The organism is Variovorax restrictus, assembly GCF_051216715.1.
Taxonomy (GTDB): Bacteria; Pseudomonadota; Gammaproteobacteria; order Burkholderiales; family Burkholderiaceae_C; genus Variovorax.
In genome coordinates this window covers 818185-841484 of record NZ_JBPJZH010000002.1, presented here as the reverse complement: position 1 = coordinate 841484, position 23300 = coordinate 818185, and the positions used below count along the sequence as shown (strand labels likewise).

Here is a 23300-nt window from a genome sequence, read left to right as displayed (position 1 = left end):
CCGGCTCAACCCACCCATTTGCGCGCGTTGCGCCAAATCTGCATCCAGGGGCTGAAGTCGCTCTTGTCGCCCGAGGTCCAGCTCATCTGGATGTTGCGGAACACCCGCTCCGGGTGCGGCATGACGGCCGTGAAGCGGCCGTCGGCCGTGGTCACCGACGTGAGCCCGCCGGCGCTGCCGTTCGGGTTGAACGGGTACTGCTCGGTCGGCTGGCCGTGGTTGTCGACGTAGCGCATGGCCGCGATGGCCTTCGTGGCGTCGCCGCGGTGCTTGAAGTTCGCATAGCCCTCGCCGTGCGCGACCGCGATCGGCAGGCGGCTACCGGCCAGGCCGCCGAAGAAGATGCTCGGCGATGCGAGCACCTCGACCATCGACAGCCGCGCCTCGAAGCGCTCGCTCTGGTTGGTGGTGAAGCGCGGCCAGGCTTCGGCGCCGGGGATGATGTCGGCCAGCTCGGCGAACATCTGGCAGCCATTGCACACGCCCAGGCCGAAGGTGTCGCTACGGCCGAAGAAGGCCTGGAATTGGTCCGACAGCTTGGGGTTGAAGGTGATGCTGCGCGCCCAGCCGATGCCGGCGCCCAGCGTGTCGCCGTAGCTGAAGCCGCCGCAGGCGACCACGCCCTGGAAGTCGGCGAGGTCGGCGCGGCCTGTCTGCAGGTCGGTCATGTGGACGTCGTGCGCCTCGAAGCCGGCCTCGGTGAAGGCGTAGGCCATCTCGACGTGGGAGTTGACGCCCTGCTCGCGCAAGATCGCGACCTTGGGCCGTGCCGCCAGATTCAGGAAGGGCGCGATCATCGAGGCGTCGACAGCGTCCGCGGCGAGCGACACATGCGCCCCCGGGTCCTGCGGCACACCGGCTGAGGCGTGTTCGGCATCGGCGCAGACCGGGTTGTCGCGCTCACGGGCGATCTTCCAGCTGACCGAGTCCCACACCTGGTGCAGGTCGTGCAGGCTGGCGCTGAACACCGACTTGGCGTCGCGCCAGACTTCCAGCTTGCCCTTGCCGACCTCCATCGTCGAAGCGTCGGGCCGGGTCTTGCCGACGAAGTGGCTGTGCGCGCTGAGGCCATGCGCGCGCAGCACCTGCATCACGTCGTTGCGCTCCGCGGTACGCACCTGCAGCACCATGCCCAGCTCTTCGCTGAACAGTGCCTTGAGCGTCAGTTCTTCGCGACGCGCGCTGACCTGCTGCGCCCAGTTCTTCGCGTCGCCGGTTTCCATGCGGCTGTCGGAGATTCCGTCGCCCTCGGTGACCAGCATGTCGACGTTGAGCGCCACGCCCACGTGGCCGGCGAAGGCCATCTCGCAGGCGGTGGCGAACAGCCCGCCGTCGCTGCGGTCGTGCATCGCGAGGATCTTGCCGTCGGCGCGCAGCGCGTTCACGGCCTTGACCAGGTTGACGAGGTCTTCCGGATGGTCGAGGTCGGGCACGCGGTCGCCGCTCTGCCCCAGCGTCTGCGCCAGGATGCTGCCGGCCATGCGGTGCTGGCCGCGGCCCAGGTCGATGAGCACCAGCGTGGTGTCGGCCTCGTCGCGGTCGAGCTGCGGCGTGAGCGTGCCGCGCACGTCGGCCAGCGTGGCGAAGGCGGTGACGATCAGGCTGACCGGTGAGGTGACCTTCTTCTTTTGGTCGCCATCCGACCATTGCGTGCGCATCGACAGCGAATCCTTGCCGACCGGGATCGAGATGCCCAGCGCCGGGCACAGTTCGAGGCCGACGGCCTTCACCGTCTCGTACAGCGCGGCGTCCTCGCCGGGTTCGCCGCAAGCGGCCATCCAGTTGGCCGACAGCTTGACACGCGACAGCTCGATCGGCGCGGCCAGCAGGTTGGTGATGGCTTCGGCCACCGCCATGCGGCCCGAAGCCGGCGCGTCGAGCGCGGCCAGCGGAGTGCGCTCGCCCATGCTCATCGCCTCGCCCGCGAAGCCGCTGTAGTCGGCCAGCGTCACGGCGCAATCGGCCACCGGCACCTGCCACGGCCCGACCATCTGGTCGCGGTGGCTCATGCCGCCGACGGTGCGGTCGCCGATGGTGATGAGGAAGCGCTTGGACGCCACGGTCGGGTGCGACAGCACGTCGATGGCGGCCTTCTGCAGATCGACGCCGGTCAGGTCGAGCGGATTGAATCGGCGCGCGATGGTCTTCACGTCGCGCAGCATCTTCGGCGGCTTGCCGAGCAGGACGTCCATCGGCATGTCGACGGGTTGCACTTCAGCACCCTCGTCGACCAGACGCAACTGGCGCTCTTCGGTCGCCACGCCGACCACCGCGAACGGGCAGCGCTCGCGCTCGCAGAAGGACTTGAACTGTCCCAAAGATTCCGGCGCGATGGCCAGCACGTAGCGCTCCTGGCTCTCGTTGCACCAGATTTCCTTGGGCGCCATGCCCGACTCTTCGAGCGGCACGCCGCGCAGGTCGAAGCGCGCGCCGCGACCTGCGTCGTTGGTCAGCTCGGGGAAGGCATTCGACAGACCACCGGCGCCCACGTCGTGGATGGCGAGGATCGGGTTGGCCGCGCCCTGCTGCCAGCAGTGGTTGATGACCTCCTGCGCGCGCCGTTCGATTTCGGGGTTGCCGCGCTGCACCGAGTCGAAGTCCAGCTCCGCCGCATTGGCGCCGGTCGCCATCGAACTCGCGGCGCTGCCGCCCATGCCGATGCGCATGCCGGGGCCGCCCAGCTGGATCAGCAACGAGCCGGCGGGGAAGAGGATCTTCTTGGTCTGGCCGGCGTCGATGCTGCCGAGGCCGCCCGCGATCATGATGGGCTTGTGGTAGCCGCGCTGCACCGTATCGGCGTCGCTGGCGATGGGCTGCTCGTACTCGCGGAAGTAGCCCAGCAGGTTGGGCCGGCCGAACTCGTTGTTGAAAGCGGCGCCGCCCAGCGGGCCCTCGGTCATGATCTGCAGCGGGCTGGCGATGTGTTCGGGCTTGCCGTAGTGGCCCTCTTCCGGCCACAGCTTCGACACGGTGAAGCCGGTCAGGCCCGCTTTGGGCTTGGAGCCGCGGCCGGTCGCGCCCTCGTCGCGGATCTCGCCGCCCGCACCGGTCGAGGCACCCGGGAACGGGGAGATGGCCGTCGGGTGGTTGTGCGTCTCGACCTTCATCAGCACGTGGCTCAGCGCGCTTTCCTTGGCATACGCACCGCTGGCCGCGCCATCGGCCGCCACGAAGCGCTCGATCTGCGTGCCCTCCATGATCGACGCGTTGTCGGCATAGGCGACCACGGTGTGCTGCGGGCTCAGCTTCTCGGTGTTGCGGATCATGCCGAACAGGCTGATCGGCCGCTTCTCGCCGTCAATCACGAAGTCGGCGTTGAAGATCTTGTGGCGGCAGTGCTCGCTGTTGGCCTGCGCAAACATCATCAGCTCGACGTCGCTCGGGTTGCGACCGAGCCGGGTAAAGGCGTCGACCAGGTAGTCGATCTCGTCCTCGGCCAGCGCCAATCCGAAGGTGCTGTTGGCCGACACAAGCGCCGCGCGGCCGCCGGTGAGCACGTCGACCTGCGCCATCGGCTGGGCCTCAAGCTCGGCGAAGAGCGCCGCGGCGCCGTCGAGGCCTGGCAGCACCGATTCGGTCATGCGGTCGTGCAGCAGGGCCGCGACGGCCAGACGCTTATCGCCGTCGAGCACCGGCGCCTTGCCGATCAGCGGCGCCTTCAGGCTCAAGTGGAATTGCGTCACGCGTTCGACCCGTCGCAACGCCAGACCGCAGTTGTGGGCGATGTCGGTCGCCTTGGAGGCCCAGGGCGACACCGTGCCCAGGCGTGGCGTCACCACCAGCTCGGTCGACGCCTTGGGTACCGCGAACGGCTCGCCATAGGTCAGCAACGCGGAGAAACGCTCGCGGGCCGTGGCATCGAGGGCTGTGTCGGTCACCACGAGATGGACGAAACGGGCCGAGATCGCCTCGATCTTCGACTCGACCACCTGCAGCTTCGGCAGGAGCTGGCGGGCCCGGAAGTCGCTGAGCGCGCTGCCGCCCTCGAACACGGTCACGACGGGTTGGGCGGAGTGGAATGGCTGCGTCACGGTCGAATGGGCCGGCGGGGGCCGGCTGGCTGAGGAATGAAGAAACACGCTGGGCGGCCGCTGACTGGGACCGCCCGTGGAAACCCGGAATTTTAGGCGACCGCGGCCGGCCGGGGCGCTCGCTCCGGCGCCCCGCGACACGCAGAGGTCATGCGCCGCGCCGCCGGGCAGCGCGGGTGCCGAATGGGATAATCGCGGGATGAGTATTACCCTGAACGACGCAGCCGGCATCGCCGCCATGCGCACGGTCGGCCGCTTGAGCTCGGAGGTGCTGGACTACCTGACCCCCTTCGTGAAGCCCGGCGTGACCACGAACGACATCGACCGCCTGGCGGCCGAGTACATGGCCCAGCAAGGCACCACCTCGGCCACGGTGGGCTACCTGGGCGCGAGCAGCACGCCCTTTCCCAAGTCGCTCTGCACCTCGGTCAACCATGTGGTCTGCCACGGCATCCCGAACGACAAGCCCCTGAAGAAGGGCGACATCTTGAACGTCGATGTCACCGTCATCAAGGACGGCTGGTTCGGCGACAACAGCCGCATGTTCATCGTCGGCGACGCGTCCATTGCCGCGAAGCGGCTGTGCCAGGTGACCTACGAGGCGATGTGGCACGGCATCCTGCAGGTGCGCCCCGGCGCGCATCTGGGGGACGTGGGCCACGCGATCCAGAAGTTCGCCGAGGGCAACGGCTTTTCGGTGGTGCGCGAGTTCTGCGGCCACGGCGTGGGTCGCAAGTTCCACGAGGAGCCGCAGGTGCTGCACTACGGCCGGCCAGGCACGCTCGAGCGGCTCGAGCCGGGCATGATCTTCACGATCGAGCCGATGATCAATGCCGGCAAGCGCGACATCAAGGAAGACGCCAAAGGCGGCCAGTACGACGGCTGGACCATCGTCACGCGCGACCATTCGCTGTCGGCGCAGTGGGAACACAGCGTGCTGGTGACCGAGACCGGCTACGAGGTGCTGACCCTGTCGGCCGGCAGCCCACCGCCCCCGCCCTTCGTCGCGTCGACGGTCACCTGAGCGCCGGAGTGCTGGCGTGATCGAAGTCGCCACCACGGTCGACGTGTCGTCGCTTCGCGAAGCCTACCGCGCGCAGAAGATGGCGCTGTTCGACACGCTGCGGCACGGCAACGCGCCCACGCGCAGCGTGCACCATGTGTTGCGGCAGTTCGCGGCCTTCGCGGACGAGGCGCTGACCACGCTGTGGAACGACGCGGGCTTCGGCAACGAACTGGCGCTGGTTGCGGTGGGCGGTTTCGGTCGAGGCGAGCTCTTCCCTTACTCCGACGTCGACGTGCTGCTGCTGTTGCCGGAGGTGCATGCGTCGAATATCGAGCCAGCGCGGCTCGAGGCCTTCATCGGCCGCTGCTGGGACGTGGGCCTCGAGATCGGATCGAGCGTGCGTACCCTGGGCGAATGCCTGGACGAAGCGGACAAGGACGTCACCGTGCAGACCTCGCTGCTCGAGTCGCGCCTGATCACCGGTGACAAGAAGCTGTACACGGCCTTCCGCAAGCGCTTCTGCACCGCCATCGACCCGAAGGCCTTCTTCGCCGCCAAGTCGCAGGAGATGCGGCACCGGCACCACAAGTTCGACGACACGCCCTACGCGCTCGAACCCAACTGCAAGGAATCGCCCGGCGGCCTGCGCGACCTGCAGACGGTGCTGTGGATGACCAAGGCCGCCGGCTTCGGCCGGCGCTGGGAAGACCTGGCCAAGAACGGCCTGGCCACCGCCTTCGAGGTGCAGCAGATCAAGCGCAACGAGGCGCTGTTGAGCCTGATCCGCGCGCGCCTGCACGTCACGGCCAATCGGCGCGAGGACCGGCTGGTGTTCGACCTGCAGACCGCCGTGGCCGCCACCTTCGGCTACGAAGCGCTGTCGCAGCGCAAGGCCAGCGAGGCGCTCATGCGCCGCTACTACTGGGCCGCCAAGGCGGTCACGCAGCTCACGCAGATCCTGCTGCTCAACATCGCCGAGCGGCTGCAGCCACAGGCCGAAGAACCGACCCGTATCAACGACCGCTTCTTCGAGAAGGCCGGAATGATCGAGGTGGCAAGCGACGACCTGTACCTGAAGGACCCGCACGCCGTCCTCGAGACCTTCCTGCTCTACCAGAAGACCATCGGCGTGAAGGGCCTGTCGGCTCGCACGCTGCGCGCGCTCTACAACGCGCGCTCGGTGATGGACAGCAAATTCCGCAACGACCGGGTGAACCACATCACCTTCATGCGCATGCTGCTGGAGCCGCGCGGCATCACCCACGCCTTCCGGCTGATGAACCAGACCTCCGTGCTCGGACGCTACCTGCGGCCCTTCCGCAGCATCGTCGGGCAGATGCAGCACGACCTGTTCCACGTCTACACGGTCGACCAGCACATCCTGATGGTGCTGCGCAACGTGCGGCGCTTCTTCATCGCAGAGCATGCGCACGAATACCCGTTCTGCTCGCAGCTGGCGGCCGGCTGGGACAAGCCGTGGGTGCTGTACGTGGCCGCGCTGTTCCACGACATCGCCAAGGGCCGCGGCGGCGACCATTCGACGCTGGGGGCGCGCGATGTGCGCCGCTTCTGCCAGCAGCACAACGTCGAGCGCGAAGACAGCAAGCTCATCGAGTTCCTGGTGACCGAGCACTTGACGATGAGCACCGTGGCGCAGAAGCAGGACCTGAGCGACCCCGACGTGATCGCTGCCTTTGCCAAGCGCGTGGGCAGCGAGCGCTACCTGACTGCCCTGTACCTGCTGACCATCGCCGACATCCGGGGCACCTCGCCGCGCGTGTGGAATGCCTGGAAGGGCAAGCTGCTCGAGGACCTGTACCGCTACACCTCGCGCGCACTCGGCGGCCACCTGCCCGACCCGGATGCGGAAATCGAAGCGCGCAAGCGCGAGGCGCTGGTGCAGCTCGCCCTGCACGCGCAGCCCTTCGAGGTGCACAAGGCGCTGTGGGAAACGCTCGACGTCGGCTACTTCATGCGGCACGACGCTTCGGAAATCGCCTGGCACGCCAAGCAGCTGTCGCGGCATGTGCCGCACAAGGGCGTGCCGGTGGACCCGCGTGCGCCGCCCATCGTGCGCGCGCGGCTGTCCCCGGTGGGCGAAGGCCTGCAGGTCGTCGTCTACACGCCCGACCAGCAGGAGCTGTTCGCGCGGATCTGCGGCTACTTCGATCAATCGTCCTTCAGCATTCTCGATGCGAAGGTGCACACGGCCAGCAACGGCTACGCGCTGGACACCTTCCAGATCGTCACGGCCTATACGCCGGAGCACTACCGCGATCTGATCAGCATGGTCGAGACGGGGCTTGCGAAGACGCTGGCCGAGGCCGGTGCGCTACCGCCGCCCAGCAAGGGCCGCGTGTCGCGCCGGGTGCGCAGCTTCCCGATCCAGCCGCGCATCAACCTCGTGCCCGACGAGAAGGCGCAGCGCTGGCTGCTGAGCATTTCGGCCAGCGACCGCGCCGGCCTGCTCTATTCGGTGGCCCGCGTCCTGGCGCGACATCGGCTCCACCTGCAGCTCGCCAAGGTCACGACCCTGGGCGAACGGGTGGAAGACACCTTCCTGCTCAGCGGCCCGGAGCTGCAGGGGCAGCGCGCGCAGTTGGCCATCGAAACCGAACTGATCGAAGCGTTGTCAGCCTGATTCGCAGACAGCGCACACGCGTGTGCGAAATGTCTCAAACATGCACCACAATCCGGCCTTTCGTTTGAAAGGATCTTCTACATGACACGCACCGACGACACCGGCAAACTCATTCTCCGCCTGGCCCTGGGAATCATGATCCTGCTGCATGGCATCGCCAAGATCAGTACGGGCGTCAGCGGTGTGGGCGGCATGCTGGCTTCGCACGGCCTGCCCAGCGCACTGGCGTACCTCGTCTACGTCGGCGAGATCGTGGCGCCCGTGCTGGTGATCATCGGCTTCTACACCCGCCCTGCCGCATGGATCATCGCGATCAACATGGTCGTGGCCATCTGGCTGGTCCACATGAAGGACCTGTTGGTGCTGGGCAAGAACGGGGGCTGGGCGCTGGAACTGCAAGGCATGTTCCTCTTCGCGGCCATCGCCGTCGCACTGCTGGGCGCGGGCCGCTTGAGCGTGGGCGGCAGCAGCGGCAAGTACAACTGACGTCACGAGCGTCAAGACTGAGGAGGCGTGCTCGCGCGCCTTTGCTTCGTCAGTCGTCTGCGGCGTCGAGCCCGGGAAAGAGCACCTCGGTGAAGCCAAAACGCGTGAAGTCGCGCACCCGCATGGGGTAGAGCTTGCCAAGCAAATGGTCCACTTCGTGCTGGACTACCCGTGCGTGGAAGCCGCTGACAGTGCGGTCGATCGGGTCGCCGTACGGGTCAAAGCCGGTGTAGCGGATGCTCGAAAAGCGTGGCACCACGCCACGCAGGCCGGGCACCGACAGACAGCCTTCCCAACCCTCTTCCTCGGCGTCGCCCAACGGCGTGATCACGGGATTGAGCAGCACCATCCTCGGGACGAGCGGCGCATCCGGGTAGCGTGGGTTGATGCGGTCGGTGCCGAAGATCACCAGCTGCAGATCGACGCCGATCTGCGGGGCGGCAAGCCCCGCACCGTCGACAGCCTGCATGGTGTCGAACATGTCGCGTACCAGCAGGTGCAATTCATCGGTGTCGAAAGCGGCCACCGGCTGCGCTATGCGCAGCAGCCTCGGGTCGCCCATTTCGAGGATTTCGCGAACGGTCATCGGCCCATTATCGTGACCGACGAATCAGGCGGTGACATCAGTTGCGCTGAGACTCTTGCTGCTCGCGCGCGCGACGGTCCGCCTCAGGCTGACTCCGGGCGGGACCTAAAACAGGGGGTCGTCCGCCGCTCGGAGGCGCCACGCCTGGCCGCCCCGGATTCCCACCTGGGCGTGGTCCCGCGCCAGGCCCGTCATGGTCCGGCCTCGGACCCACGCCAGGACGTGGACCGCGATCGGGACCTCTGCCGTCGTACCTGGGTCCTCCGCCATAGCCTCGAGGCCGCCCGTCGTAGTAGCCGCGGTTGTAGTAACCGCGGTCATAGTAGTTGCCGCCCTGAATGTACACAGAAGGCGCCACCACGGGCGCCGGATCGTAGTAAGAAGGCTGCGAGTAGTAGCCGTCGTCGTACCCATACGAACCGGGCACCGCCACACAGCCGCTCAGCAACAGCACGCCACCGGCGACCACGCTGACTGGGATCCATCGAATATTCTTCATGACTGACTCCTTGTCTGCTCCCAAGTAAACGCTCTGCATGTCGCACTGTTGACGTCGCCCCGGTGAAGTTGGGTAACGGTGCAGTAACGACTGGCGTCGGCGTGAATGCTTCACGCCGTTGGCCACCCGTCGGCCAAGATCCGGAGAAGACCGGCCTCGTCAATGACCATGACGCCGAGCGATTGAGCCTTCTCGAGCTTGCTGCCCGCTTCGGCGCCGGCCACCACGCAGTCGGTCTTCTTGCTGACCGAGCCTGCCACCTTCGCACCGGCATCCTCCAACTTGTCCTTTGCTTGGTCCCTGCTCAGCGTAGGCAGAGTACCGGTGATGACGAAAGTCTTGCCCGCGAGCGGGCGCGGTGTCCGCGCGGCGGGCTCGCCCTCTTCCCAGGTCACGCCGCTGGCGCGAAGTTGTTCGACCACTTCGCGGTTGTGCGGCTGATCGAAGAAGGTGCGCAGGCTGGTCGCGACCACCGGCCCGACGTCGTTCACCTCGAGCAGCGCTTCCTCGTTCGCATCCATGATGGCATCGAGCTTGCCGAAGTGCTTCGCCAGATCCTTCGCCGTGCTCTCGCCGATATTGCGAATTCCCAATCCGAACAGAAAGCGTGGCAACGTAGTCGCCTTTGAAGCTTCGATCGCATCCACCAACTTAGCAGCCGATTTCTCCCCCATGCGCTCCAACCCAGCAAGCGTAGTAAATCCAACCTTGTAGAGATCAGGCAAAGTTTGGATCAAATGCGCATCGACAAGTTGGTCAACCAACTTCCCACCCAAACCATCAATATCTAACGCTCGCCTAGCCGCGTAATGCAGGATGGCCTCTTTACGCTGTGCGGGGCAGAACAGTCCTCCTGTGCAATAGTGGTTGACCTCGCCCTTCTCGCGCAGCACGTGGCTTCCGCAAATTGGGCAGCGCGAGGGCATACGAAAATTCGCAATGTAGGGAATACGCGGAGATGGCTTACAACGTGCCTCATTCTCAAAGGCCTGTTTGAGTGCTGCTACACCATAATCTCCAGTCAGTCGACTTGCTGCGTACACTTCGTCGGAGACGCGACGCACCACCTCAGGGATCACATCTCCTGCGCGGCGAACGAGCACCGCATCCCCGACGCGTACCCCACGCCGACGCAAATCAAATAGATTGTTCAATGTTGCGTTAGAAACCGTCGCGCCCCCAACCAACACCGGATCAAGTCGCGCCACTGGCGTCAATCGCCCTGTCCGGCCAACCTGTACGTCAATCGCAAGTACTTGTGTGATCCGCTCTTCAGCGGGAAACTTGTGAGCGACAGCCCAACGAGGTTCCCGACTCACGAATCCCAATCGTTCTTGCAGTGCGAAGCTATCTACCTTATAGACCACTCCATCAATGTCATAAGGCAAGCTAAGACGAGACTCGCCAACGGTTTGGTGGAAAACGGCAAGCTCTTGAGCGCAATGAGCAAGGCGAGTTTGCTTTGCAACAGGAAATCCAAACGCCTCGAGCGTTCGCAGTACCTCGAACTGGCTACTGAACGTTATGCCACCCTTCTCGGCAGGCGTTACTTCGCCGACTCCGTACGTAAAGAACGAAAGCGCTCGCCGGCTCGTGATGCTCGGATCTAGTTGTCTAAGTGCGCCAGCCGCCGCATTTCTTGGATTAACAAAGAGCTTCTCGTTCTTTGCTCCCTGATCAATAAGCGACTGCTGGGACGCGTTCATATTCATGAAGTCATCGCGACGCATGTAGACCTCACCACGGACCTCTAATACCGACGGAACTGGCACCAGTTTTCCATCGACCGTTGATGGCCGCAAACTCAGGGGGATCTGCCTTATCGTCCTGACGTTTAACGTGACATCTTCGCCCACCTCACCATCACCCCTGGTGGCGGCAAGCACGAGAACAGCGTTCTCGTACCTTAGGTTGATAGCAAGACCATCGAACTTCAATTCAGCAACGTAAACCAAGGTAGGGGCGTCGGATAGCTCCTTGCGAACCCGGGAGTCGAAAGCAATGGCCCCCGATGCCTCATTGTCGGTCTCCGTTCTGATGCTCAGCATCGGAACACGATGGCGAACCTTGATGGCTCTCGCGCGAGCTTGTCCTCCGACTCGTTGCGTCGGCGAGTCCGGCGCAATCAGATTCGGGTATTTGCTCTCTAGACGTTGCAGCTCTTTGAAGAGTGCGTCATACGCGGCGTCAGAAATAGTCGGAGCATCGAGAACATAGTAGCTATGCGCGTGTGCTTGGAGCTCCTCTCTGAGCTCCTGCATGCGCTTCGCATCAGCTTCGGCATTCGAAGAATCTGCGAAGCCAAAAAGATCAGGCTCACTCACCATCATTCAGCTGAAAAGGCGCCGCGCCAGGTGCGACCCGGCCGCCAAATCGCGCGAATCCAGCGTGTCGTAGAGCTGCTCCAGGTCGGCGCCGATGGCGTCCATCGTCTCCTCGCGCAGCAGCTGGCCGTCGCTGTCGGTCACCACGCCATCCATCTCGCGCGCGAGCGTGGCGGCGGCGTCGCGCATGCGTGCGAAGGGCCGCTCGCCGCGGTCGACCTGCGGCACGTCGAGGCTCAGGGTCAGCTCGCGGATGGCCGACTGCGCCGGGTCATCCGCCAGCGCCGCCTGGGTGTCGAAGGACAGGCCGGTGATCGGCGGCAGTCCGGCTTCGGCCGCCGGCAGCACCATCCGACCCGGGATCATCCCGGCGACGAAGCCCAGCCGCGCCGCGTTCTGCTGCACATAGCCGGGACTCCAGGCCGCGTGCCGTGCGCGCAGCACGAAGGCGAGCTGCGCGTCGTGCGCGCTCGCGAACTGGTCGAGCTCGCGCGCACGCGCCACCTCGTCGAGCATCTCGGGAAACTCCGGCGCGCCGCCGACTGCATCGGCGAAGGCCTGCGCCTTCACCACGAACTCCGAGTACTCGATCTCATTGAGGGCGCCGGTGCGGTTGGCCAACTGCACGCCCACCTGGAAGGCGCCGTAGCGCTGGCCCGCCACCGGAGGCTCCCATTCGCCGTTGTGCTCGTTCAGGCCTTCGATGGCCACCGGCTTGCTGCCGGCGCGCCGGGTGGCGGGCATGGCGGCGATGGCGGCGTCGCCGGACACCAGCCCATCGAGCGACACCGGCGCGATGACGTCGATCAGCGGGTCCAGCCCGCCGCGGCGGTCCGCCATCGGGATCGGCAGCGCACTGGGCGCCGGCAGGTCGGGGTCGAACAGCGGCTCGTGCCGCTCGTTGCCGGGCGTGGGGTGCGGGTCAACATGCAGCACCGGCTCTTCGTCCGACCGTGTCGGCGGGAGCTCGTCGAAGCCGGTGGGCGGCGGTGCGTCGGGCTGGCGCGGCGCATTGCGACGCGACATCCAGGTGTCGTAGCCGACCACGGCGGCGAGGAAGAGGCCGCCGAGAACGGCCAGGGCGATGGTGAGGCTGCTCATGCTTCGACCATCGACACGGCAGATTCCATGTCCACCGCCACGATGCGCGAGACGCCCTGCTCCTGCATGGTCACGCCGATGAGCTGCTCGGCCATCTCCATCGCGATCTTGTTGTGGCTGATGAAAAGAAACTGCGTGCTTCGGCTCATGGCGGTGACCAGCTTCGCATATCGCTCGGTGTTGGCGTCGTCCAGCGGCGCGTCCACTTCGTCCAGCAGGCAGAAGGGCGCAGGGTTGAGCTGGAAGATCGCGAAGACCAGCGCGATCGCGGTCAGTGCCTTCTCACCGCCCGACAGCAGGTGGATCGTCTGGTTCTTCTTGCCGGGCGGCTGCGCCAGCACCTGCACGCCGGCATCGAGGATCTCGTCGCCCGTCATCACCAGGCGCGCGTTGCCGCCACCGAACAGCTCGGGGAACATGCGGCTGAAGTGCTCGTTGACGATCTTGAAGGTGCCGCCGAGCAGCTCGCGGGTCTCGCCGTCGATCTTGCGGATGGCGTCTTCCAGTGTGGTGATGGCTTCGTTCAGATCGGCCGACTGCGCGTCGAGGAAGATCTTGCGCTCGCTGGCGGTCGCCAGTTCTTCCAGCGCGGCCAGGTTGACCGCGCCCAACGCGGCGACCTCGCGGTGGATGCGCTCGATCTCGCTTTGCAAGCCGACCAGCCGGACTTTGTCGGTCTCGATCGACGCGGCGACCGCTTCGAGGTCGGCCTGCGCGTCGGCCAGCAGCGTGGCGTACTGCTCCACGCCCAGGCGCGCGGCCTGCTCCTTCAGTTGGAATTCGGTGATGCGCTGGCGCAGTGGGTCGAGCTCGCGCTCGAGCTGCAGGCGGCGCTCGTCGCTCGCGCGCAGCTTCATCGTGAGGTCGTCGTACTGGCTGCGCGCGGCGCCCAGCGCGGTCTCGCGCTCGAGCTTGAGCGACAGCGCGTCCTGCAGGCCGGCCTGCGCGGCCGCGTCGGACAGGCGACCGAGCTCGGCCTGCGCGCGCTCCTGTTCGTCGGCCAGCGACACCGTCTGCTGCGCCGCCGTCTCGATCGCGCGGCTCAATTCCCCGCGACGGGCTTCGACGCTGCGGCGGGTAAAGGTCGCTTCCTGCGCCTGGCGTTCGAGGCTGCGGTGCTGGTCGCGGCTGGCGGCCAATGCGCGACCGGCCTCGATCACGCGTTCGTCCAGCTGCGCGTGGCGCTCCTGCGCATCGGCCAGCTGCATGTCGAGTTCTTCGAAGCGGCCTTCGGCGGCGATGCGGCGTTCCTGCAGGTCTTCGAGCTGCGCGTCGACCTCGCCGAGGTCGGCGGCCAGCTGCTCGCTGCGTGCGCGCGTCTGCTCGGCCAGCTGCGTCAGGCGCAGCGTCTCGACTTGCAGCTCGTGCGAGCGCGACTGGGTGTCGGCGGCCTCGCGACGCACGCTGACCAGGCGCTGCGCCGCGTCGGCATAGGCCGCTTCGGCGCGCACCAGCGCCGTCCGCGCCTCGTCGGCGATCAAGGTCTGGGCGCGCAACTGGCGCTCCAGGTTTTCGATCTCCTGCTGGCGCGCGAGCAGACCGGCCTGCTCCGAATCCTGCGCGTAGAAGCTCACGCTGTGCGTGGTCACGGCATGGCCGCTCTGCACGAAGATGGCTTCGCCGGGCTGCAGCTTGTCGCGCTGCGCCAGCGCCTCTTCGAAGCTCGACGCGGTGTAGCAGCCGTGCAGCCAGTCGACCAGCAGCGCCTGCAGGCCGGCGTCGTTCAGACGCAGCAGGTCCGACAGGCGCGGCAGCGTCGCGCTGCCCGAGGGCACCCCGGCCGACGGCGGGTTGTAGAAGGCCAGCTTGGCCGGCGGCACGTCGTTGCCGAAGGCGCGGACCATGTCGAGGCGCGACACCTCGAGCGCGCCCAGGCGTTCGCGCAGCGCCGATTCGAGTGCGTTCTCCCAGCCCTGCTCGATGTGGATGCGGCTCCACAGGCCTTGCAGGCCATCGAGGCCGTGCTTGGCCAACCAGGGTGCGAGCTTGCCGTCGGTCTTGACCTTCTCCTGCAGTGCCTTCAGGGCTTCCAGCTTGGCCGACAGCTCGGCATGTCGCGCACCCTCGGTGTTGACGGCCTGCTGCTTCGCGCGGCGGTCGTCGTCGAGTTGCGGCACGGATTCCTGCAGGTCCTGCAGTCGGGCGTCGGCCTCGGCGGCGGCCTCCTGCGCGGCGGAGAACTGGAACTGAAGGTCTTGCAGCTTCGCTTCATCGGGTGCAGCCAGCGCCTGCTTGTCGGCGCGCAGGCGTTCGCTGCGCATCGTCAGCTGGCGGCTCTGCTCTTCGATGTTGCGCTGGTCGGCGGCCAGCACCTGGATCTGCTGCTGCACCTGCGACACGCTCGCGCGCTGCGCATTGGCTTCGTTCTGCGCGCGCTGCTGCGCGTCTTCCAGTTCGGGCAGGCGTGCGTCGTGTTCTTCCAGCTGCGCAGCCAGCAACTCAGCTTGCTCCTCGGCATCGACGCCCTGCCCGGCCAGCGTCTCGAGCTCGGCTTCGGCATCCTCCTTGCGCCCGCTCCACTGCCCGATCTGCTCCCGCAGCTGGATCAGGCGCTGCTCGACGCGCTGGCGGCCTTCGACCACGAAGCGGATCTCACCTTCGAGCCGGCCGACTTCGGCGCTGGCCTCGTACAACTTGCCCTGGGCCTGGTTGACCTGGTCGCCGGCCGCGTAGTGCGCCTGACGCACCGTTTCCAGTTCGGATTCGATGCGGCGCAGGTCGGCAGTGCGCGACTCGAGGTCGTTGAGCGCCTTGCCGGCGTCGGCCTGGATCTTGGCCTGATCGGCCTCGCTCTCGCTGCGCTTCAAGAACCACAGCTGATGCTGCTTGCGCGTGGCGTCGGCCGTGAGCGTGTTGTAGCGCTTGGCCACCTCGGCCTGCTTCTCCAGGCGCTCGAGGTTGGCGTTGAGTTCGCGCAGGATGTCTTCCACACGCGTGAGGTTCTCGCGCGTGTCGCCCAGGCGGTTCTCGGTTTCGCGGCGGCGCTCCTTGTACTTGGAGACACCGGCGGCTTCCTCGAGGAACAGGCGCAGCTCTTCGGGCTTCGATTCGATGATCCGGCTGATCGTGCCCTGGCCGATGATGGCGTAGGCGCGCGGGCCGAGGCCCGTGCCCAGGAACACGTCCTGCACGTCGCGGCGGCGCACCGGCTGGTTGTTGATGTAGTAGCTGCTGGTGCCGTCGCGCGTGAGCACGCGGCGCACCGCGATCTCGGTGAACTGCGACCATTGGCCGCCGGCGCGGTGGTCGGCGTTGTCGAACACCAGTTCGACGCTCGACCGGCTGGCCTGCTTGCGCGTGGTCGTGCCGTTGAAGATCACGTCCTGCATCGACTCGCCGCGCAGCTCCGACGCACGGGATTCGCCCAGTACCCAGCGCACCGCATCCATGATGTTCGACTTGCCGCAGCCGTTGGGCCCCACCACGCCGACGAGCTGGCCCGGCAGCAGGAAGTTGGTGGGTTCGGCGAACGACTTGAAGCCCGAAAGCTTGATGGAATTGAGACGCACGAGGGGTCGTTCCGTCTTGACGCTGAGGCCAAGGTATTGATTTGTAAGGAATTTTGCACAGCCCGCCGGCTGCCGCCCGAGGCCTGGATGATAACGTGCGGGCCATGCGCGAATCACCCTGGCCACGCTGCGATGGCCGCTCATTTTTCACGGGTCGCCGTGCGGTGATGGCCTCGATGGCCGCCGCAACGCTCGGCCTGGCTGGCTGCGTCGCCACCCGCTCCACCCAGCGTGCCGAGGACTACGACAGTCGCGAATGGATGCAGTCCAGCGCCAACCGCATCGCGAACCTGGCGCTGCGCGACAACCTGCAGTCGATCCGCCGCGTGCAGCTGTCGCTGTACCGTCGCAACCCGCGCGAATGGCGCAAGAGCGCGCCCAGCGCGGACGACGCCGTCCAGCGCACCTGGGACGGCGTGATGCAGCCCGCCCCGATGCCCGCGCTCGGCGGCAAGAGCGGCATCGATGCGGTGCGTCTCGCGTTCGAACCCGGCTATGCCGGCGACCGCATCGCCGCGCTGGTCTACGGTTGGGCCACGATGCTCAAGGAGGCCAACGGCAACACCTGGGAGCAGTCGATGCTCGACGGCGTGAACGCCGAGAACAGCTACCGGGCGGCGCGCAACATCGAAATTTCCCTGTGGCTGATCGGCTCGAAGACCGGTGCCGACGGCCAACCGCTGCTGCTGGCCACCGAGATCAGCGAGCGCGGGCGCAACCTGGTGGTCGACCGCGAGCTCTCGAAGATCGTGGCGCGGCTCGACCTGCTCGCCGCGCAGGCCGACGAGAAGTACCGCCGCGCCGCGCTCGACTTCGCACAGGGCTGGATCATGGGCAGCCTCGGGCCCTTCCTGTCGCTGGCGAAGCCCTGAGCGGCGGCACCGTGCGCCGCGACGTGGCACCTAAAATGCTTTGCAGCCTTCGGCTTCCCCTCCACTCCCTTCTATCCAGGCACAACTCATGAGCTCGATCAATTTCATCGGCGGCGAAAAAGGTGGCGTCGGCAAGTCGGTCACGTCGCGGGTGCTGGCGCAGTACTTCATCGACCACAGCAAGCCCTTCACCGGCTTCGACACCGACCGCTCGCACAGTTCCTTCACGCGCTTCTACGAAGGCTTCGCCTCGCCGGTGGTGGTCGACAGCTTCGAGGGCCTCGACAAGGTCGTCAACGGCTTCGAGCACAACCCGCAGCAGAGCGTGATCGTCGACCTGGCGGCGCAGACGCTGGCACCGCTGTCGCGCTGGATCAAGGAGTCGGACCTGTTCGACGTGTTCACCGAACTCGGCGTGGCCGTCAACTTCTGGCACGTGCTCGACGACGGCAAGGACTCGACCGACCTGCTGGGCACGCTGATCGACACCTTCGGCGACCGCCCCAACTACATCGTGGTGCAGAACTACGGGCGCGGCAGCGACTTCGGCATGCTGCTCGGATCGCAGTCGCTGCAGAAGGCCGTCGCCCACGGCGCGCGCGTGATCGCGCTGCCACGACTGCACGACGCCAGCATGCGCAAGATCGATTCGCAGAACAGCAGCTTCTGGAAGGCTGTCAACGACCGCGAAGGCCCGCACGCCCTCGGTCTGCTGGAGCGCCAGCGCGTGAAGACGTGGCTGGGCACGGCCTACGCGGCCTTCAATACGCTGCCGCTCTGAGGATGCAGCGGCGAACACTGCTTTTGGTGGGGTCGGCCGCTGCCGTCATCGGCGCCCCGGCCCTCGCCACGCCCGATCCGGCCACCAAACCCTTCCGCACGAAGATCGCGCACGCGAAGCTCAACCGCATCGAGGCGGACAGCGGCGGGCGCCTGGGCGTCTGCATCCTCGACACTGCCACCGAGCGTCGCCTGGTGCACCGCGCCGACGAGCGCTTCCCGATGTGCAGCACCTTCAAGCTGCTGGCCGCGGCGATGGTGCTCAAGCGGGTCGACGACGGGCAGGAACAACTCGATCGGCCGATCGCCATCGAGCGCTCGATGATCCTCGCGCACTCGCCGCTGACCGAGCCGAATGTCGGCGGCACGATGACGATGGGCGCGCTGTGCGAAGCGACCCTCACGCAGAGCGACAACGCCGCCGCCAACCTCATGCTCGCCAGCTTCGGCGGGCCGACCGCCCTCACCGCCTATGTGCGCACTTTGGGCGACACGACGACACGGCTCGACCGCAACGAGCCATCGCTCAACGAGGCCATCGCCGGCGATCCGCGCGACACGACCACGCCGGCGGCCATGCTGAAGTCGATGCAAGCGCTGGTGCTCGGCAACGCGCTGAAACCGGCGTCGCGCGCACAGCTGCGGGATTGGCTGATCGCCAACAAGACGGGAGGCCAGAAGATCCGCGCGGGTCTTCCGGCCGGATGGCCCGTGGGCGACAAGACGGGCGGCGGCGCGTTCGGCACCAACAATGACGTCGCCATCGTCTGGCCGCCGGGCCGACCACCCGTGTTGGTGACAGCCTACCTTACCCAGACGAAGGCGCCGCTCGCACAACGGGATGCCGCGCTGGCCGCGGTCGCGGCGCTGGTTCCGGAATTCATCGGCGCCTGAGCGCCACCGGATGTCAGGCGCGGCGCGGGCGCTTGACCAGCAGCACCAGCAGCAGCACCGCGAACCCCACGAAGCACACGAAGGACCAGTTCGCGATCGACAGGCCCAGGAAGGTCCAGTCGATCTTGGTGCAGTCGCCGCTGCCGCGGAAGATCATCGGGATCGCGCGCTGCAGCGGGAAGGTTTCGATCATCCCGTAGATGTCGCGCCCGCAGGAGCCGAATTCCGGCGGGTACCACTGCAGCCAGCTTTGGCGGGCGGCGGTGTAGGCGCCGCCGACCGAGACGATCAGCGCCAGCGTGGCACCGGTCGCCTGCAGGCCCCGCCCGCGCGCCAGGGCGGTCAGCCCGGTGATCACCGCCACCAGGATGAGCGCATAGCGCTGCACGATGCACATCGGGCACGGCTCGAGGCCGACCACGTGCTGAAGGTACATGCCGAAGGCCAGCATGGCCACGCAGGCCAGGCAGATCAGCGCGAAGGCGCGGCGCGGTGCGCCGAAAAACCAGTCGATCAAGGGGACACCCAATCTTCTACGAACACACGGGCCTTGCGCGGTGTGGCGACGACGGTGTCACCCTCGGCGAGGCCCAGGTCCCGGAACTGTTGCGCAGGGAGTTGCGCTTCGATGATGGTTCCGGAGGCAGGATTATCAGGATTCGTTTCGACGGGTTCGAGTTCCAGCCGCGCGATGGGCCCAACCACGATCGCGCGAGAAATCTTCGCGACCAGGCCGCGCGAGGCATCGCCCGTCCGGGCGCCCGCGACATAGGGCTGGATCTCGATGTCGTGCGGCCGCACATAGGCCAGCGCCTTGCTGTCCTGCACGCCGCTGTGTTCCGGTGCCTGCAGGCGGATGCCGTCGAGCTGCACCTCGCCCTCGTGCGCGCGGCCGTGGAACAGGTTCACGTCGCCCAGGAAGCCGTAGACGAAGGGGCTGGCCGGGTGGTCCCACACCTCCTGCGGCGAGCCGACCTGTTCGATCTCACCCTTGTTGATGACGACCACGCGGTCGGCCACCTCGAGCGCTTCTTCCTGGTCGTGCGTGACGAAGATCGAGGTGACGTGCAGTTCGTCGTGCAGCCGGCGCAGCCAGCGGCGCAGCTCCTTGCGCACCTTGGCGTCGAGCGCGCCGAAGGGCTCGTCGAGCAGCAGCACCTTGGGCTCGACCGCCAGCGCACGGGCCAGGGCGATGCGCTGGCGCTGGCCACCGGAGAGCTGCGACGGGTAGCGGTCGGCCAGCCAGTCGAGCTGCACCAGCTTGAGCAGGTCGGTCACCTTCCGCTTGATCTGCGCGTCCGACGGGCGCTCGCGGCGCGGCTTCACGCGCAGGCCGAAGGCGACGTTCTCGAACACGGTCATGTGGCGGAACAGCGCGTAGTGCTGGAACACGAAGCCGACCTGGCGCTCACGCACGTGCACGTCGGTCGTGTCCTCGCCCGAGAACAGGATGCTGCCGGCGTCGGCCGTCTCCAGCCCCGCGATGATGCGCAGCAGTGTGGTCTTGCCGCAGCCCGAGGGTCCGAGCAATGCGACCAGCTCGCCGGAGGCGATGTCGAGGTTGACGTCGTTCAACGCGCGGAATTCGCCGAACTGCTTGCTGACGTTGCGGATTTCGATGCTCATGGTGTTCTCTTTCAGGCGGCCTGCGGGCGCTCGGGGGGCAGTTCCGCGATAGCCTTCATCTCGCGCTCGTGGCGCCACTCGATCACCGTCTTGATGACCAGCGTGACCAGCGCCAGGATGGCCAGCAGCGACGCCACGGCGAAGGCCGCGACCGACTGGTATTCGTTGTAGAGCACCTCGACGTGCAGCGGCATGGTGTTGGTCTGCCCGCGGATGTGGCCGGAGACGACGGACACCGCACCGAACTCGCCCATGGCGCGCGCGTTGCAGAGGATCACGCCGTACAGCAGGCCCCACTTGATGTTGGGCAGCGTCACGCGCCAGAAGGTCTGCCAGCCGGTCGCGCCGAGCACGATGGCCGCCTGCTCCTCGTCGGTGCCCTGCGACTGCATCAGCGGAATGAGTTCGCGCGCGATGAAGGGGAAGGTCACGAACACGGTGGCCAGCACGATGCCCGGCACCGCGAAGATGATCTTGATGTCGTGTTCCGCGAGCCACGGGCCCAGCCAGCCCTGCGCGCCGAACACCAGCACGTAGATCAGGCCGGCCACCACCGGCGACACCGCGAACGGCAGGTCGACCAGCGTGGTGAGCACGGCCTTGCCGCGAAATTCGTACTTGGCGATGGCCCAGGCGGCCGCGACGCCGAACACCAGGTTCAGCGGCACGGTGATGGCGGCGGTGATCAGCGTCAGGCGGATCGCGCTCCAGGCGTCGGGCTCCTTCAGCGCGTCGACGTACGCGCCCCAGCCCTTGCGCAGCGCCTCCGTCGCCACCGCGGCGAGCGGCAGCACGAGGAACAGGAACATGAAGAGCAGCGCGAGCCCGATCAGCGTCCAGCGGACCCAGGGCGCCTCGGTGGTGCCAGCGCGTGCGCGGCGGATGACTTTTTGGGGAGCACTCATGTCAGGTTGCCGAACGGCGGCGCTGCCAGCCTTGAAGGGCGTTGATAACCAATAGCAGCATGAACGAGATGACCAGCATCACCAGCGCCACCGCAGTCGCGCCGGCGTAGTCGTACTGCTCCAGCTTGCCGATGATGATGAGCGGCGTGATCTCCGAGACCATCGGCATGTTGCCGGCGATGAAGATGACCGAGCCGTACTCGCCCACCGCGCGCGCAAAGGCCATGGCGAAGCCCGTGAGCAGGGCAGGAAGGATCGAAGGCAGGATCACGCGCATGAAGGTCTGCAGCCGGGTCGCGCCGAGCGAGGTGGCGGCTTCTTCCAGTTCCTTCTCGGTGTCTTCGAGCACCGGCTGCACCGTGCGCACCACGAAAGGCAGGCCGATGAAGATCAGCGCGATCACGATGCCCGCCGGCGTGAAGGCCAGCTTGATGCCGAGCGGCTCGAGGTACTGACCGATCCAGCCATTGCCGGCCAGCAGCGCGGTCAGCGAAATGCCGGCCACGGCCGTCGGCAGCGCGAAAGGCAGGTCGACCAGCGCGTCGACGATCTTCTTGCCCGAAAACTTGTAGCGCACCAGCACCCAGGCCACCAGCAGGCCGAAGACGAGGTTGACCAGCGCCGCGATCAACGAAGCGCCGAAGGTCAGCCGGTACGACGCCATCACGCGCGGCGCGGTGACGGCCACCCAGAACTGGTCCCAGGTGAGCGTGAAGGTCTTGAAGACCAGCGCCGACAGCGGGATCAGCACGATCAGGCAGAGGTAGAACAGGGTGTAACCGAGCGTCAGGTTGAAACCCGGCAGCACGCGCCGCGTGCCACCCGAACGCGAAACCGGCGCTGCCGCGGACGACAGCGCCGAAGAAGGAGCGCCACTCACGACAGGGCCCGGCTCATTCGTGAAACACCGAGGAACCGGCTCTGCCTGGCCGCAGGTGTTGCCCCCCGGCGAGGGGGTTGGCGAAGCGACACGCAGTGCGCGAAGACTGGGGGAGTACCTCATCGGCCGGGTGTGTAGAGCTTGTCGAACTGGCCGCCGTCGTTGAAGTGCACCTTCTGCGCTTCGCCCAGGCTGCCGAAGAGTTCGGCCACGGTGAACAGCTGCACCGGCTTGAAGGTGGCGGCGTGCTTCTTCAGCACGGCCGGCGAGCGCGGACGCAGCGCATGCTTGGCGGCGATTTCCTGGCCTTCTTCCGAATACAGGAAGTCGAGGTAGGCCTTGGCCACGTCGGCGGTGCCCTTCTTGGCGACGGTGCGCTCGACGATGGCGACCGGGTTCTCGGCCAGCACGCTGATCGACGGGTACACCGTGTCGACCTTGCCGGCGCCGAATTCGCGGTTGATCGACAGCACTTCCGATTCGAAGGTGATCAGCACGTCGCCGATGTTGCGTTGCAGGAAGATGGTGGTCGCGTCACGGCCGCCCTTGCCGAGCACCGGCACGTTCTTGAACAGCTTGCCGACGAACTCCGCCGCCTGGGCGTCGGTGCCGCCCTTCTTCTTCACGTAGCCCCAGGCCGCCAGGTAGGCGTAGCGGCCGTTGCCGCCGGTCTTGGGGTTGACGACGATGACCTGCACGCCGGGCTTGGTGAGGTCGTCCCAGTCCTTGATGCCCTTCGGGTTGCCTTTGCGCACCAGCATCAGCATGGTCGACGTGGTCGGCGACGCATCGTTCGGAAAGCGCTTCTGCCAGTCCTTCGCGACCACGCCGATGCCGGCGAGGAAGTCGACGTCGGTGGTGGTGTTCATCGTCACCACGTCGGCGTCGAGGCCATCGGCCACCGCGCGCGCCTGTGCGCTGGAGCCGCCATGGGCCTGGTCGATCTTCACGTCCTTGCCGGTCGCCTTCTTGTAGCTGGCGATGAAGGCCGGGTTGATGTCCTTGTAGAACTCGCGGGCCACGTCGTACGACGCGTTGAGCAGCGTCGTGGTCTGCGCGAGCGCGCCGGAAGCTGCCGCGGCAAACACCACGGCGGTGAAGATCGTCTTGATTCTGGAAGTCATAGGGGGCCAGTTTGTCTGAAGAGGGTGTGACCCGCA

The 23300-nt window shown here is 66.6% G+C and carries 16 protein-coding genes; 6 read left to right on the top strand and 10 right to left on the bottom strand.

The window, feature by feature from the left end; translation table 11 throughout:
* Positions 1–5: 5 nt before the first annotated feature.
* Positions 6–4031: a phosphoribosylformylglycinamidine synthase gene (gene purL, locus ACSFA0_RS18590; protein WP_435451737.1), complete on the bottom strand. Its 4026-nt coding sequence runs from the start codon at positions 4029–4031 to the stop codon at positions 6–8.
* A gap of 199 nt (positions 4032–4230) precedes the next feature.
* Between purL and map the strand changes: the two genes are divergently transcribed.
* From map to ACSFA0_RS18575, 3 genes are all read left to right on the top strand, one after another.
* A complete protein-coding gene (map, locus tag ACSFA0_RS18585) occupies positions 4231–5055 on the top strand; it encodes a type I methionyl aminopeptidase (protein ID WP_435451736.1) in 825 nt (274 codons plus the stop codon).
* A gap of 16 nt (positions 5056–5071) precedes the next feature.
* Entirely contained in the window at positions 5072–7678 is a 2607-nt protein-coding gene (locus ACSFA0_RS18580) for a [protein-PII] uridylyltransferase (RefSeq protein ID WP_435451735.1), read from the top strand.
* A gap of 81 nt (positions 7679–7759) precedes the next feature.
* Positions 7760–8164 (top strand): DoxX family protein, encoded by a 405-nt coding sequence (locus ACSFA0_RS18575; protein ID WP_435451734.1) that lies wholly within the window; start codon positions 7760–7762, stop codon positions 8162–8164.
* A gap of 49 nt (positions 8165–8213) precedes the next feature.
* Here ACSFA0_RS18575 and def read toward each other — a convergent pair whose 3' ends face one another.
* The 4 genes from def to smc form a co-directional block, all read right to left on the bottom strand.
* On the bottom strand, positions 8214–8750 hold the full coding sequence (def, locus tag ACSFA0_RS18570) for a peptide deformylase (protein WP_435451733.1): 537 nt from the start codon (positions 8748–8750) through the stop codon (positions 8214–8216).
* Positions 8751–9359: 609 nt separating this feature from the next.
* Positions 9360–11576 carry an NAD-dependent DNA ligase LigA gene (gene ligA, locus ACSFA0_RS18565; RefSeq protein ID WP_435451929.1) on the bottom strand — a complete coding sequence of 739 codons (2217 nt, stop codon included), beginning with the start codon at positions 11574–11576 and terminating at the stop codon, positions 9360–9362.
* A gap of 3 nt (positions 11577–11579) precedes the next feature.
* Positions 11580–12674, bottom strand: a complete 1095-nt coding sequence (locus ACSFA0_RS18560) for a cell division protein ZipA C-terminal FtsZ-binding domain-containing protein (RefSeq protein WP_435451732.1) — start codon at positions 12672–12674, stop codon at positions 11580–11582.
* Complete coding sequence (gene smc, locus ACSFA0_RS18555) at positions 12671–16183, bottom strand: chromosome segregation protein SMC (protein WP_435451731.1); 3513 nt, start codon at positions 16181–16183, stop codon at positions 12671–12673. Before smc ends, ACSFA0_RS18560 begins: the two co-directional genes overlap by 4 nt.
* 104 nt (positions 16184–16287) lie before the next feature.
* Between smc and ACSFA0_RS18550 the strand changes: the two genes are divergently transcribed.
* From ACSFA0_RS18550 to bla, 3 genes are all read left to right on the top strand, one after another.
* On the top strand, positions 16288–17055 hold the full coding sequence (locus ACSFA0_RS18550; protein ID WP_435451730.1) for a hypothetical protein: 768 nt from the start codon (positions 16288–16290) through the stop codon (positions 17053–17055).
* An 88-nt stretch (positions 17056–17143) separates the two neighbouring features.
* Positions 17144–17836 (top strand): P-loop NTPase family protein, encoded by a 693-nt coding sequence (locus ACSFA0_RS18545; protein ID WP_435451729.1) that lies wholly within the window; start codon positions 17144–17146, stop codon positions 17834–17836.
* Positions 17837–17838: 2 nt separating this feature from the next.
* The gene (gene bla, locus ACSFA0_RS18540; protein WP_435451728.1) at positions 17839–18729 is read left to right on the top strand and encodes a class A beta-lactamase; all 891 of its coding nucleotides are present in this window, start codon (positions 17839–17841) and stop codon (positions 18727–18729) included.
* A gap of 13 nt (positions 18730–18742) precedes the next feature.
* On the opposite strand, the gene ACSFA0_RS18535 is transcribed toward bla, so the two are convergent.
* The 5 genes from ACSFA0_RS18535 to ACSFA0_RS18515 form a co-directional block, all read right to left on the bottom strand.
* A complete protein-coding gene (locus tag ACSFA0_RS18535; protein ID WP_435451727.1) occupies positions 18743–19246 on the bottom strand; it encodes a disulfide bond formation protein B in 504 nt (167 codons plus the stop codon).
* The gene (locus tag ACSFA0_RS18530; RefSeq protein ID WP_435451726.1) at positions 19243–20355 is read right to left on the bottom strand and encodes a sulfate/molybdate ABC transporter ATP-binding protein; all 1113 of its coding nucleotides are present in this window, start codon (positions 20353–20355) and stop codon (positions 19243–19245) included. Before ACSFA0_RS18530 ends, ACSFA0_RS18535 begins: the two co-directional genes overlap by 4 nt.
* A gap of 11 nt (positions 20356–20366) precedes the next feature.
* Positions 20367–21260: a sulfate ABC transporter permease subunit CysW gene (gene cysW, locus ACSFA0_RS18525; protein ID WP_435451725.1), complete on the bottom strand. Its 894-nt coding sequence runs from the start codon at positions 21258–21260 to the stop codon at positions 20367–20369.
* Position 21261: 1 nt separating this feature from the next.
* Positions 21262–22140 carry a sulfate ABC transporter permease subunit CysT gene (gene cysT, locus ACSFA0_RS18520; RefSeq protein WP_435451724.1) on the bottom strand — a complete coding sequence of 293 codons (879 nt, stop codon included), beginning with the start codon at positions 22138–22140 and terminating at the stop codon, positions 21262–21264.
* Positions 22141–22259: 119 nt separating this feature from the next.
* Positions 22260–23264 carry a sulfate ABC transporter substrate-binding protein gene (locus tag ACSFA0_RS18515; protein ID WP_435451723.1) on the bottom strand — a complete coding sequence of 335 codons (1005 nt, stop codon included), beginning with the start codon at positions 23262–23264 and terminating at the stop codon, positions 22260–22262.
* Positions 23265–23300: the final 36 nt, after the last annotated feature.